This is a genomic window from Streptomyces chartreusis, from assembly GCF_008704715.1.
Lineage (GTDB): Bacteria > Actinomycetota > Actinomycetes > Streptomycetales > Streptomycetaceae > Streptomyces > Streptomyces chartreusis.
The window spans coordinates 5,079,876-5,091,969 of the sequence record NZ_CP023689.1 but is presented as its reverse complement, the minus strand read 5'-3'; the positions used below and the strand labels follow the sequence as shown (position 1 = coordinate 5,091,969).

Sequence of the window (12,094 nt, the reverse complement as noted above, 5' to 3'; positions counted from 1 at the left end):
GAAACGCCCCCGTAGGGGCGCGGGGAACTGCGCGACCAGCCACAACCAGGCCGCAGTCGCCCGACAACGGTATGCCCCGAGCCCTCAGGCGGAATCTCCCCTTTCAGCCCGCCGCAGCAAAGCGCCCGCGACCAATCCCCCCAACAGCACAGCCAACGCCCCCACCAGCAGACTGGTCTCCAGCCCGGAGGAGAACGCGTCCGTGATCTCGGCCTTCTCCTCGGCCGACCCGGCAGCCGCCAGCGCCGCCGGCAGCGACGTCGCCGCCACCGGAATCAGCGCCGCGAACCGCGAGTTGAGCAGTGCCCCCAGCACGGCGACCCCCAGCCCGGTGCCGAACTCCGCCACCGTGCCGTTGATCCCGCCGCCGACCCCGGCCTTCTCCGGCGGAATCGCACTCATGATCGCGTGGGACATCGCCGGACTCGCCACCGCCGCTCCCGTGCCGATCAGCACCAGCCCCAGCAGCGTCCCGGCGTAACCGCCGGAGGCCATCGTGGCGATGGCGGCCAGGCCCCCCGCCATCACCGCCATGCCGAGGCCGATGGCGAGCGGGGTGCCGAGCCGGGCCGCCCACTTCGCCGCCACACCGGTGAAGTTCAGCGCCACGATCATCAGGGCGAGCGGCGCCGTTCGCAGCCCGGCCTCCAGCGGCTCGTAGCCGAGCACGAACTGCATGTGCTGGGTGAGCAGGAAGAGCGACCCGCCCATGCCGAAGGTGATGAGCACACCGCCCGAGACCGCACCCGTGAACCGCCGGTTCCGGAAGAAGTGCATGTCGATCATGGGGTATGGGATCCGGCTCTCCCAGTACGCGAAGGCGGCCAGTACGACGACGGCCACCGTCGCCGTCAGCAGGACCCGGCCCGACGTCCAGCCGTGCTCCGGCCCGGAGATGATCGCGTAGACCAGGGCCGCCATGCCGATCGTGGAGAGCACTGCGCCCAGCAGGTCGGGGCGGTCGCCATGGGGGTTCTTCGACTCGGGGACGAGCACCACGACGGCCACCAGGGCGAGCACCGCGACCGGAATGTTGATCAGGAAGATCGCGCCCCACCAGAAGTGGTTCAGCATGAAGCCGCCGAGCAGCGGTCCGGCCGCGAAGCCCAGCGAGTTCACCGCGGCCCAGATGCCGATCGCCTTCGGCTGCTCCTCCGGCGTGAAGATCTGGATCGCCACCGCGAGGACCGTGGTCATCAGCAGCGCGCCGCCGACGCCCATCCCGGCGCGCGCCGCGATCAGCTGGCCCGTGGAGTCGGCGAGGCCGGCCACGAGCGAGCCCACGCCGAACAGGGCCAGGCCCGCGGCCAGCATCTTCTTGCGGCCGTAGCGGTCGGCCGCGCTGCCGGCCGTGAGCAGCAGACCCGACTGCACCAGCGAGTAGGCATTGATCATCCACTGGATGTCGGAGGTGGCCGCGCCCAGTTCGCGGGTGAGTGAGGGGATGGCCACGTTCAGGACGGTGTTGTCGAGCACCACGGTCAGCACCGCGAGGCAGAGGACACCGAGGATCAGCCAGCGCTGCGGGTGACCGCCCGGGGCCTCGGACTGCGGCTGGGCTGGGGCCTGTTCCTGGGGGGACGTCGTCATGCTATACACCGTAAGGCAATCCCTATACGGCGTACAACGGAGATACGGGAAGGGGCGGTGGCACGGGCCACCGCCCCTTCCCACAGAGACCGTCGGAAACGGTCGGGGACCGTCAGCTGTCGCTCTTCGGCTGCGTCAGGTCGTAGAAGGTGCTGCCGTCGACCGTCACCGACTCGAAGTTCTCCTGGACCCAGGAGCTGATCTGCGAGGAGGAGCCGCTGCTACTGCCGCCCATGCCGCCGCCGCTGCCACTTCCGATGAAGTAGTGGATCCTGCCGTCCTCCACGTACTTCTTGAACTCGGCCAGCGTCGGGGACGGGTCGGTGCCGTTGAAGCCGCCGATCGCCATCACCGGGTCGCCGGTGGAGAGCTGGTAGCTCGCGGCGTTCTGGGCGCCGATGGCCGCGGCCGCCCAGGTGTAGTCTTCGGCGTTCTTCTCCAGCAGGGCCTTGGCCTCGTCGCTGACGCTGGCGCCGTTGAGCAGACCGCCCGCGCCGCCACCGCCGCCCATGCCGCCCTCGCCGGTGCGGCCGCCGCCGGGCATGCCGCCCTGCTGGTTCTGGCCCTGGGTGTTGCCGTTGCCGTTCTGCTGACCCGGCATACCGCCGCCGAAGCCGCCACCGGGGAAGCCGTTGCCGCCCTGCTGGTTCTGCCCCTGCTGGCCCTGCTGGCCCTGCTGGTTCTGGCCGGGCATGCCGCCCCCGCCGGGGCCGCCGCCCATGCCGCCTCCGCCGCCACCGGGACCGCCCCGGCCGCCCGCGACCGCGGGACCGGCGGTGACGATCGAGCCGGTGTGGCCCTCGTTCACCGTGGTGAGGGTGTACGCGGCCGGGCCGGCCAGCGCGGCCACGAGGCCCAGGCCCACGACGCCGAGGGTCAGTCGGCGCCCCAGTCGGCTCGCGAAGATCAGGCCGAGGGCGGCCGCGAGACCGCCGACCAGTACGACCCACTTCAGCCAGGGCAGGTAGTCCGAGGAGCGGTTGAGCAGGACGTAGCCCCAGACCGCGGTGGCCGTCATCGCGGCCGCCATGGTCAGCGACGCCCACGCCTTGTCGCGCTTCTCCCAGAGCAGCGCCGCGCCCATGCCGATCAGCGGGGCGATGTAGGGGGCGAGGGCCACCGTGTAGTACTCGTGGAAGATGCCCTGCATATAGCTGAAGACCAGCATGGTCGTGACCAGCGCGCCGCCCCAGACCAGGAACGAACCCCGCGTCACCGACGTACGGCGTGCTCCCCGCGTCGCCACCAGGCCCGCGATCAGCAGGATCAGCGCGGCCGGGATCAGCCAGGAGATCTGGCCGCCGATGGAGGAGCCGAACAGCCGGTCCCAGCCGGTCTCGCCCCAGTTGCCGCCGCCGTTGCCGCCTCCGCCGCCACCGCCGACGCTGCCGGTCTCGTCGCCGTTGAGCCGGCCCAGGCCGTTGTAGCCGAAGGTCAGTTCGAGGAAGGAGTTGTTCTGCGAGCCGCCGATGTACGGGCGGGAGGAGGCGGGCCACAGTTCGACGATCGCTACCCACCAGCCGCCGGAGACGACGATCGCGGCGAGGCCCGCGGCGAGCTGGCCGATCCGCTTCCTCACCGGCACCGGGGCGCAGACCGCGTACACGAGCGCGAGCGGCGGCAGGATCAGGAAGGCCTGGAGGGTCTTGGCGAGGAAGGCGAAGCCGATCGCGGCTCCGGCCCACATCAGCCACTTCGTACGGCCGTCCTCCAGGGCCCGGATGACGAAGTAGCAGGCCACGGCCATCAGCAGGGCCAGCATCGCGTCCGGGTTGTTGAACCGGAACATCAGCGCCGCGACGGGGGTGAGCGCGAGCACCGCGCCCGAGATCAGACCGGCCGCGGGGCCGAACCGGCGGCGCACGGCCGCGTACACCACGGCCACCGTGCCGACGCCCATGAGGACCTCGGGGAGCAGGATCGCCCAGGAGTGCAGGCCGAAGAGGCGGACCGACAGGGCCATCGGCCACAGGGAGGCCGGGGGCTTGTCGACGGTGATGGCGTTCGCCGCGTCCAGCGAGCCGAAGAAGAAGGCCTTCCAGGACTCGCTGCCGGCCTGGACCGCCGCCGAGTAGAAGGAGTTGGCGTACCCGGAGGCGCTCAGGTTGTAGAGGTAGAGCAGGAGGGTCGCGAGCAGGAGGCCGAGGAAGGCCGGGCGTGCCCAGCGCGGGTCCTCGGGGCGTCCGCGCCACAGCCGCCGTACGAAAGGCTGCTTCGGTTCACCGGCGTCGGGGGCCGGGGCGGTGGGGGGCGTGGGCGGTGGGCCCCAGGTGTCGGGGCTCGCCCCTCTGTCGTAACCGGTCTGGTCGTAGTGGACGGTCATCGGTATTCCCTCGACTCGGTGTCGTGCGGGCGCACCGGCTGCAACTGCATGGTGGCCTCCCGCCAATTGCCGTCCGCGGCTTCACCGGCGCGGAACCGATCGGTGTCGTACATGGGGTGCGGTGTGCCCGTCGGGCGCTGCGGGAGCGGGCCGTAGGGGCTCTGCCCTGCCATGGAGTAGGTCGGCGAGGACGGGTTGGGGGCGGGGACGTGCGAGGCGACGATCGTCGAGTCGAGGTCGTCGCGCCGGTCCGGGAACACCCACGCCCGGAAGAGCAGGAAGCGCAGGACCGTCGCCGCGAGGTTGGCGGCGATCAGGACCGCGAGTTCGGTGGAGTGCGCCGGGTCGCTGCTGGCCGCGTTCAGGGCGGCCAGCGAGCCGCTGGTCAGGGCGAGTCCGATGCCGAAGACGACCAGGCCCTGCGCCTGGTGCCGTACGGCGCCGCCGCGGCCGCGCACCCCGAAGGTGAGGCGCCGGTTGGCCGCCGTGTTGGCGATCGCGGAGACCAGCAGCGCGAGCGCGTTGGCGATCTGCGAGCCGGCGAAGACGCGGAAGCCGCTGTAGAGCAGCAGGTAGAACAGGGTGGACAGGCCGCCGACGACACAGAACCCGACGAGCTGGCGGGCCAGGCCGTTGGGTACGTCCTTGATCTCGCGGTCCCTCGGGTCGTCGCCGAACGGCCGGGCGAGCCGGTCCAGCGGCAGCGAGCCGGTCGCCAGGGCCCTGCCCACCCGCCACACGCCCTTGAGGTCGTCGGTCGCCGTCCTCACGATGTGGACCGTGGAGTCCGGGTCGTCGACCCAGTCGACCGGCACCTCGTGGATCCGCAGGCCCGCGCGCTCGGCGAGCACCAGCATCTCGGTGTCGAAGAACCAGCCGGTGTCCTCCACCAGCGGCAGCAGCACCTGCGCGACATCGCGGCGGATCGCCTTGAAGCCGCACTGGGCGTCCGAGAAGCGGGCCTGGAGGGAGCCGCGCAGGATGAGGTTGTAACTGCGGCTGATGAACTCCCGCTTGGCGCCGCGCACCACGCGCGAGCTGCGGCTGAGCCGGGAGCCGATCGCCAGGTCCGAGTGACCGGAGATCAGCGGCGCCACCAGCGGCAGCAGGGCGTTGAGGTCGGTGGACAGGTCCACGTCCATGTAGGCGAGGATCGGGGCCTCCGACGCGGACCAGACGGTCCGCAGCGCCCGGCCGCGGCCCTTCTGCTCCAGCCGGAACGCCCTGACCTCCGGGAGCTCCGTCTCCAGCCGCCGCGACACCAGGGGAGTGGTGTCGGTCGACGCGTTGTCCGCGATCGTGATGCGGAACGCGTACGGGAACGTGCGCTTGAGGTGGTCATGCAGTCTCAGCACACACGGCTGGAGGTCCTTCTCCTCGTTGTAGACGGGGATCACTACGTCCAGGACAGGCGTACCGGCGTCTCCGGCCGGGAGGTGCTCCCGCGCCGGCAGGTTGCCGGGAGAAGAGTCGGTTCGCATGGAACCGACTTTCGTCAGGCGCCCTGTTCCACCCATGTGGTGACGCTGTGTTGTACCTGTGAGTGCTGTTGCCAGCTCATTTCCGGGCTCGGCGGCACGGGCAGCGCCGGCAGATGCACCGTGAAGACGGTGCGTCCGGGCATGCTGTCGACGGTCACGGCACCGCCGTGCGCGGTGGCCACGGCCTGCACGATGGCCAGGCCGAGGCCCGTGGAGCCGGTGGCGCGGGAGCGCGCGGAGTCGCCGCGCGCGAACCGTTCGAAGACGTGCGGCAGCAGATCCGGCGGGATGCCCTGGCCGTTGTCCTCGACGTCCACGCACAGCCACGGACCCCGCCGTTGAACACGCGCTGTGACCGTCGTGCCGGTCGGGGTGTGGTTGCGGGCGTTGCCGAGGAGGTTGACGAGGACCTGTTGCAGCCGGGCCGCGTCCGCCGACACGAGCGCGGGCTCGTCGGGCAGGTCGAGACGCCAGTTGTGGTCCATGCCGGCGGCGCGGGCGTCGCTGATGGTGTCCACGACGAGCGGGATCAGATCGGTCTGCTCGAACTGGAGGGGACGGCCCGCGTCGAGCCGGGCGAGCAGCAGGAGATCCTCGACGAGGAGGGTCATCCGGCCGGCCTCGGACTCGATACGGCCGAGGGCGTGTTTGGTGTCCGGGCCGACGTCCTCCCTGCCGCGTCTGGTCAGCTCGGCGTACCCGCGGATGGACGCGAGGGGTGTGCGCAGCTCATGGCTGGCGTCCGCCACGAACTGCCGCACCCGCATCTCGCTCTGCTGGCGGGAGTGCAGGGCGCCGTGGACGTGGTTCAGCATGCGGTTGAGCGCGGCGCCGACCTGGCCGACCTCGGTGTGCGGATCGCACTCCGACTCGGGGACCCGCTCCTTGAGGTTCACCTCGCCGGTGTGCAGGGGGAGTTCGGAGACACGGGTGGCGGTGGCGGCGACGCGGCGCAGGGGGCGCGTGGCGACACCGACGATCACGGTGCCGGCGATCCCGGCGGCCACGAGGGCGGCGGCGGTGACGCTGGCTTCTATGAGGACGAGGGTGTTGAGGGTGCCGGTCACGTCCTCGGTGGGGATGGCGACGTAGAACGTGCCGTTGGGGCCGCTCGCGTACTGGACGCGGTACTCGCCGTAGCCGGGGATGTCGATCGTGTGCTTCTTGCCGTCCTGCTCGACGGAGCCGAGCGCATTCGTCGCCGACTCACTGAGCGACTCGGGGGTCACCTGGGGGACGCCGTTGTCGTCCGTGGTCCTGTCACCGGCCTCGGCCTCGGTGATGGAACCGTTCTCGACCTTGGCCGCGATGGTGCCGCCCGGCTGCGGCCCCTTGGAGACGAAGTCGGTGAGAACGACCTCCTTGGGCTTCTTCTCCAGGTCGGGCGCCTGGCCGCCGTCGGGCTGGTCCGGCGGCCGGAAGGAGCCGGATGCCCGCGCCGCGACCTCGTTGAGCCGGCCGTCCAACTGCTCGTACAGATGCGACCGCAACGCAAGCGTCGTCACCGTGCCGATCACCGCGCACACCACGGCGATCAGCACCACCGACGCGACGACGAGCCGCGTCCGCAGGGTGCGCGGCTGGCCCGCCCGTCTCTTCTGCGTACGCGGTCGTCGTCGCCCGCTCATGACACCGCGGGCTTGATCAGATAGCCGGCTCCGCGCCGGGTGTGGATCATCGGCTCGCGGCCGGCGTCGATCTTGCGGCGCAGATAGGAGATGTACAGCTCGACGACGTTGGCCTGCCCGCCGAAGTCGTACGACCAGACCCGGTCGAGTATCTGTGCCTTGCTGAGCACGCGCCGCGGATTGCGCATGAGGAAGCGCAGCAGCTCGAACTCGGTGGCGGTGAGGTGGATGTTGTCCCCGGCCCGCGACACCTCGTGGCTGTCCTCGTCGAGGGTCAGGTCGCCGACGACGAGCACGGAGTCGGACCGCCGGTCCGCGGCGCCCGAACGCCGGATCAGCCCGCGCAGCCGGGCGACGACCTCCTCCAGGCTGAACGGCTTGGTGACGTAGTCGTCGCCGCCCGCGGTCAGCCCGGCGATACGGTCCTCGACGGCGTCCTTGGCCGTCAGGAACAGCACCGGCACGTCCGGCAGTTCGCGGCGCAGCCGCCCGAGGACGGTGAGGCCGTCCATGTCCGGGAGCATCATGTCCAGGACGACGGCGTCGGGCCGGAACTCACGCGCGGTCTGGACGGCTCCCGTGCCGTCCCCCGCGCTGCGGATCTGCCAGCCCTCATAGCGAAGGGCCATGGACAGCAGTTCGGTGATCGACATCTCGTCGTCCACCACAAGCACTCGGACGGGGCTCCCGTCCGGCCTCAGCAGTTCGGTGCGCCCCTGGGGCGAGGTCGTGGTCATGGTGGACACCTTGTCGGGGCCCTCTTAGAACACGCTTTCCGCAACCTGTGATTTTCCTAAGAAACGCACAGGAGGCTCTCAGGCAACCCCTGGGAAGTCCCTGGCGGAGAGCGATTTCCCGGCTGGTCCCAGGGCCGTCCTCAGAACAGCCCGTCCTGCATGGTCGCCTCCCGCTCCCTGAACTCCTTTACCGGCACCGTCAGTTCCCCGTCGCCGCCCGTCGGCAGCAGTTCCCACCCGGTCATCAGCCGCGTGTCGACGACGACCACCCCGCCGCCCGCCTCGACGTGCAGGTCCGGTCCGGCGGCCGCCACCAGCCGTCCGCTCACCGCCCCGCCCGCGACGAGCTCGGTCACCTCCCCGACGGCACCCGGCAGCTCCGCGAGCCCGAACACCCCGGCGTGATCGACCGGTCGGCAGGGTTCGCGGACCAGTGACTCCGGCCAGGCGTCCAGCGCGACCGCCCGGGCGTGCAGGTCCTCGACCTCGGCCGCGCGCTCCGCCGCCGACGCCGGCAGCCCGGAGCGCACCGCCCGCTTGTCGGCGTACGGAATCCGGTCCGGCACCCGCAGTGCCGCCCGCAGCAGTTCCTCCGTGCGCCGTGCCGCCATCAGCGGGCCTGCGCCCAGCCAGGTGAAGCAGACCGCGCCCTGCTCAAGGAGCCGCGCCGAGCCGCGCTCAAGGGCGGTGATGCCGACCTTGGTCATCCCGGGGCCGAACCAGGCCAGATATACGTGGTACGGCCGCGGGTCGTCCGCGATCGTGTCGGCGGCCACCGAGTGCGCCCGGTCCAGCCGAGCACAGTCCTCGCAGCGCGCCCCCGTGCTGCGCCCCGATACGGCCGCCCTTACCGGACAGGCGTGCCCCCGCGCTCCCACGCATGTCCGAACGCCCCCTTCGGCGACCCCGAAGGCCACCCGTTTCCCCCAGGTCAGCGCCGAGCGCCGACCGCCGTCCCACGCCAGCTCGGGGCCGTCGGCCGACCAGCGCAGCCCCTTGCATCTCCATGCCTGTGCCATCGCTCATCGAGCCTAGGGGGTGCCACTGACAACGCCCTCTCAGCGGCCGAGCGAACCGGCCTCGGCGACGGCGGGTTCACCGGCCCCGGCGGGTTCGCCGACGACCGCGACCACGTCGGCGCTGCGCCGCCCGCGACCCGCGAGCCGGCAGCCCCAGCAGTCCGCGTGCCCGTCCCGCACGGTCAGGTCGCGCACCCCCATGGGCCACTGCCCGCGCGGCCGCGGTCCCGAGGGCTTGCCCCAGCCGGACAGATGCAGGGCCCAGGTCACCAGGACGCTCGCCGCCAGGATCCCGAGCCCGCCCACGATCAGCGCGGCCGAGACCATGCATGTCCCGGCACCGAGCACGGCGGATCCGACGGTCGCGATCCCGGTTCCGGTCCAGCCCGCGACCGTGTGCCCCTCGTCATACTGGCTCACGTGCCTGCCTCCCTCTCGTCTCTCGTCAGGGCAGCGGAAATCACCCACGTCCGTGAGGGACCCAGAATCTCTCACGTCGTAAGAAGTTTATGCGCTAAATCTCTCACGAGCTAAGGTAATAAGGAAGATGCAAGCCACGCCGCGTCCCACCGCCACCCCGGCCCAGGCGCTGGAGGCGATGGACTCCCTCATCGCCGCCCACCTGCTGGGCCAGCAGGAGATGGCCCAGCGGCTGGGCCTGAACATCACCGACCTGCTCTGTTTCGCCTGCGTCCTGAAGGCGGGGGACGACCTGCTCACGGCCGGCGAGCTCGCGGAACACGCCCACGTCACGACCGGCGCGATGACCGGCATCCTCAACCGCCTGGAGCGGGCCGGCTTTGTCACCCGCCGCCCCGACCCGGCCGACCGGCGCCGGGTCCGGGTGGCCGCCGTACCGTCCGCGGTCGAGCGGGCCGGGGCCCTCTACGGCCCCTACTACGCCCGCCTCAACGAGCTCTTCGCGAGCTACTCCGCCGACGAGATCGCGGTGCTCACGGACTGGTTCACGCGGACGACGGGACTGGCACAGACCTACATCGACGAAATGCGCGAACAGGACAAGGGCTGAGCGCGACCGGGGTCAGTGGATCCTGCGCGCCGAGCCCAGGCGGGGGTCAGTGGGCCCCGCCGACCCCTGGCGCCCGCCGGTCCTCCCGCGCGTCGTAGGCCACCCGGGCCCGCTCGACCGCGTCCAGGTGCACGGACCACTCCGACAGCGCGGCGAACAACGGCGCGAGACTGCGGCCCAGTTCGCTGATCTCGTACTCGACGCGTGGCGGGACCTCGGCGTGATACGTGCGCACGACCAGCCCGTCCCGCTCCAGCTGCCGCAGCCGCTGGGTGAGCACCTTCGGCGTGATGGTGCCGATGCGGCGCTCCAGCTCGACGAAGCGCTGACGGCCGTACTCGTGAAGTGCCCACAGGATCGGGGTGGTCCAGCGGCTGAAGACGATGTCGACGACGGGCGCGACGGGGCAGGCATTCGCCGGATCGGCACCCCGCGGCACCCGATTCCCTGTGCTCTCGGTCACAACTGCCCCCGTCCGCCAATACTTTCCTCTAGGTACCTACTACCCCCACAACAGTAGCGTCGCCGTACGAGATCCGAACTCGGAACGGAGACCGATGATGATCGTGGTGACCGGAGCAACGGGCAATGTGGGAAGGCCACTTGTGCGGGCGCTCACGGACGCGGGCGAGCGGGTGACGGCGGTCTCCCGCCGTATCTCCGCCCATGACGTACCGGCGGGGGTCCGCCACCACCCGGCCGACCTCACCGGACCCGAACGTCTGAAACCCGCGCTCGACGGGGCCGAGGCCCTGTTCCTGCTGACCTCCGGCGACTTCATGGCGGCCGACGGCGACCTCGCAGCCGTACTGGACGTCGTACGGGGATCGGGCGTCCGGCGCGTGGTCCTGCTGTCGTCCCAGGGCGTCGGCACGGGCGACCACCCCTCGGCGCTGGAGGACGCCGTCAAGGCGTCCGGCCTGGAGTGGACGATGCTGCGGCCCGGTGCCTTCCACTCGAACGCCCTCCAGTGGGCCGACACGGTCCGCACCCGACGGGAGGTCGCCGCTCCCTTCGGCGACACGGCCCTGCCCACCGTCGACCCGGCCGACATCGCGGAGGTTGCGGCGGCGGCCCTGCGCGCTCCGGGTCACGCCGGCGAGGTGTACGACCTGACCGGCCCGGCGCCGGTCTCGCCCCGGCAGCAGACCGCGGCGATCGGAGCGGCCCTGGGGGAGCCGGTCCGGTTCACCGAACTGACCCGCGCGCAGGCCCGGGAGCACCTGCTGCGCACCATGCCCGAGCCGGTCGTCGAGAGCACCCTCGATCTGCTGGGCACCCCACCGGCCGCGCTGCGGCGGGTGAGCCCGGCCGTCGACCAGGTCCTCGGCCGACCGGCGCGGTCGTTCGCGGACTGGGTGGAGCGGAACGCCGGTGCCTTCAAGTAGCGGAACGCCGATGTCTTCAAGTGGCAGGGCAACCAGGAAGACCGGAGGGGCGTTGGTGGAGCCTGCCCCACCTTCGATCCGGTAGGACACTCCATCGTTTCCGGCCGTGCACGACGGCATCGTTGACGCCAGTTCATCCCGGCCGGACTCCGGCCCTGCCTCCCCCGGCTGAAACCCGGCCGACACCCGCTGAAGCCCTCCTGAGGCCGCGCTGAAGCCGGGCCGGGATGAGCTGCATCCCGTTCAGGATGCCGCCCGCCCGGAAGGAAGCCGCCATGGAATCGCAGCGCCAGTCGAAGCCGAGCCCGGCGCCGTCGAGCCCGGGTCCCCTCTCCTCGTTCGTCCGGTTCGTGGTGTGCGGCGGCGGTGTCGGACTGCTCTCCAGCGCGGCCGTACCGATGCTGGCCCCGGCGATGCCCTGGGCGGTCGCGAACGCCCTGGTCACCGTCGCCGGCACGCTCCTGTGCACCGAGTTGCACGCCCTGTTCACCTTCGGCACCGGCCGGCGCCCCGACTGGCGGCGGCACCTGCAGTCCTCGGGGTCGGCCGTCGCCGCCTACCTGGCCACGACCGCCGCGATGTTCGCGCTGTACGCCGTCCAGCCGTCGCCCGGCATGTTCTGGGAACAGACCGTCTACCTCACCGCCTCCGGCCTGGCCGGCGTCGGCCGCTTCCTGGTCCTGCGGCTGTTCGTGTTCGCCGACCGGAACGAGCGCGACGAGCACAGCAAGCGCTCCACCCGCAGCGAGACGCTCCTGCCCGGCGAGCCGAACCTCCTCCTGATCCCGGCGACGGACGCCGGTCGCCGGCAAGTGGCCCCCACGCACCCCGCGTTGATCCCGGCCGCCGCATAGCCGTCAACCTCCTGACATCCCAACTCCAGTGCGCTATCCGGTCG

General features: G+C 71.4%; 11 protein-coding genes. 3 read left to right on the top strand and 8 right to left on the bottom strand.

Annotation, left to right across the window (positions count from 1 at the left end; genetic code table 11):
• Nucleotides 1-84 precede the first annotated feature (84 nt).
• The 7 genes from CP983_RS22165 to CP983_RS22135 form a co-directional block, all read right to left on the bottom strand.
• Nucleotides 85-1,590, bottom strand: coding sequence for an MFS transporter (locus CP983_RS22165; RefSeq protein WP_150501326.1), 1,506 nt, complete (start codon nucleotides 1,588-1,590; stop codon nucleotides 85-87).
• A 112-nt stretch (nucleotides 1,591-1,702) separates the two neighbouring features.
• Nucleotides 1,703-3,913 (bottom strand): ArnT family glycosyltransferase, encoded by a 2,211-nt coding sequence (locus tag CP983_RS22160; RefSeq protein WP_150501324.1) that lies wholly within the window; start codon nucleotides 3,911-3,913, stop codon nucleotides 1,703-1,705.
• Nucleotides 3,910-5,394: a bifunctional glycosyltransferase family 2/GtrA family protein gene (locus CP983_RS22155; protein WP_150501322.1), complete on the bottom strand. Its 1,485-nt coding sequence runs from the start codon at nucleotides 5,392-5,394 to the stop codon at nucleotides 3,910-3,912. The genes CP983_RS22160 and CP983_RS22155 overlap by 4 nt, the downstream gene beginning before the upstream one ends.
• A gap of 14 nt (nucleotides 5,395-5,408) precedes the next feature.
• Nucleotides 5,409-7,022, bottom strand: a complete 1,614-nt coding sequence (locus tag CP983_RS22150; RefSeq protein WP_150501320.1) for a sensor histidine kinase — start codon at nucleotides 7,020-7,022, stop codon at nucleotides 5,409-5,411.
• The gene (locus CP983_RS22145) at nucleotides 7,019-7,759 is read right to left on the bottom strand and encodes a response regulator transcription factor (protein WP_030956349.1); all 741 of its coding nucleotides are present in this window, start codon (nucleotides 7,757-7,759) and stop codon (nucleotides 7,019-7,021) included. The genes CP983_RS22150 and CP983_RS22145 overlap by 4 nt, the downstream gene beginning before the upstream one ends.
• A gap of 140 nt (nucleotides 7,760-7,899) precedes the next feature.
• Nucleotides 7,900-8,778, bottom strand: a complete 879-nt coding sequence (locus CP983_RS22140; protein WP_150501318.1) for a DUF2797 domain-containing protein — start codon at nucleotides 8,776-8,778, stop codon at nucleotides 7,900-7,902.
• 39 nt (nucleotides 8,779-8,817) lie between these two features.
• On the bottom strand, nucleotides 8,818-9,198 hold the full coding sequence (locus CP983_RS22135) for an HGxxPAAW family protein (protein ID WP_229915002.1): 381 nt from the start codon (nucleotides 9,196-9,198) through the stop codon (nucleotides 8,818-8,820).
• 127 nt (nucleotides 9,199-9,325) lie between these two features.
• Here CP983_RS22135 and CP983_RS22130 point away from each other — a divergent pair, with 127 nt between their 5' ends.
• The gene (locus tag CP983_RS22130) at nucleotides 9,326-9,808 is read left to right on the top strand and encodes a MarR family winged helix-turn-helix transcriptional regulator (RefSeq protein ID WP_107905050.1); all 483 of its coding nucleotides are present in this window, start codon (nucleotides 9,326-9,328) and stop codon (nucleotides 9,806-9,808) included.
• 46 nt (nucleotides 9,809-9,854) lie between these two features.
• Here CP983_RS22130 and CP983_RS22125 read toward each other — a convergent pair whose 3' ends face one another.
• Complete coding sequence (locus tag CP983_RS22125; RefSeq protein WP_189749036.1) at nucleotides 9,855-10,271, bottom strand: winged helix-turn-helix transcriptional regulator; 417 nt, start codon at nucleotides 10,269-10,271, stop codon at nucleotides 9,855-9,857.
• 97 nt (nucleotides 10,272-10,368) lie between these two features.
• On the opposite strand from CP983_RS22125, the gene CP983_RS22120 reads away from it, so the two are divergent.
• The gene (locus CP983_RS22120; RefSeq protein ID WP_150506798.1) at nucleotides 10,369-11,196 is read left to right on the top strand and encodes an NAD(P)H-binding protein; all 828 of its coding nucleotides are present in this window, start codon (nucleotides 10,369-10,371) and stop codon (nucleotides 11,194-11,196) included.
• A 275-nt stretch (nucleotides 11,197-11,471) separates the two neighbouring features.
• Nucleotides 11,472-12,050: a GtrA family protein gene (locus CP983_RS22115; RefSeq protein WP_229915001.1), complete on the top strand. Its 579-nt coding sequence runs from the start codon at nucleotides 11,472-11,474 to the stop codon at nucleotides 12,048-12,050.
• Nucleotides 12,051-12,094: the final 44 nt, after the last annotated feature.

Bases quoted from the DNA above. Each gene is read 5' to 3' on its own strand.
- CP983_RS22140 (WP_150501318.1), bottom strand. From the start codon at position 8,778: ATGGCACAGGCATGGAGATGCAAGGGGCTGCGCTGGTCGGCCGACGGC.
- CP983_RS22150 (WP_150501320.1), bottom strand. From the start codon at position 7,022: ATGAGCGGGCGACGACGACCGCGTACGCAGAAGAGACGGGCGGGCCAG.
- CP983_RS22130 (WP_107905050.1), top strand. From the start codon at position 9,326: ATGCAAGCCACGCCGCGTCCCACCGCCACCCCGGCCCAGGCGCTGGAG.
- CP983_RS22115 (WP_229915001.1), top strand. From the start codon at position 11,472: ATGGAATCGCAGCGCCAGTCGAAGCCGAGCCCGGCGCCGTCGAGCCCG.
- CP983_RS22155 (WP_150501322.1), bottom strand. From the start codon at position 5,394: ATGCGAACCGACTCTTCTCCCGGCAACCTGCCGGCGCGGGAGCACCTC.
- CP983_RS22165 (WP_150501326.1), bottom strand. From the start codon at position 1,590: ATGACGACGTCCCCCCAGGAACAGGCCCCAGCCCAGCCGCAGTCCGAG.
- CP983_RS22145 (WP_030956349.1), bottom strand. From the start codon at position 7,759: ATGACCACGACCTCGCCCCAGGGGCGCACCGAACTGCTGAGGCCGGAC.
- CP983_RS22120 (WP_150506798.1), top strand. From the start codon at position 10,369: ATGATCGTGGTGACCGGAGCAACGGGCAATGTGGGAAGGCCACTTGTG.
- CP983_RS22160 (WP_150501324.1), bottom strand. From the start codon at position 3,913: ATGACCGTCCACTACGACCAGACCGGTTACGACAGAGGGGCGAGCCCC.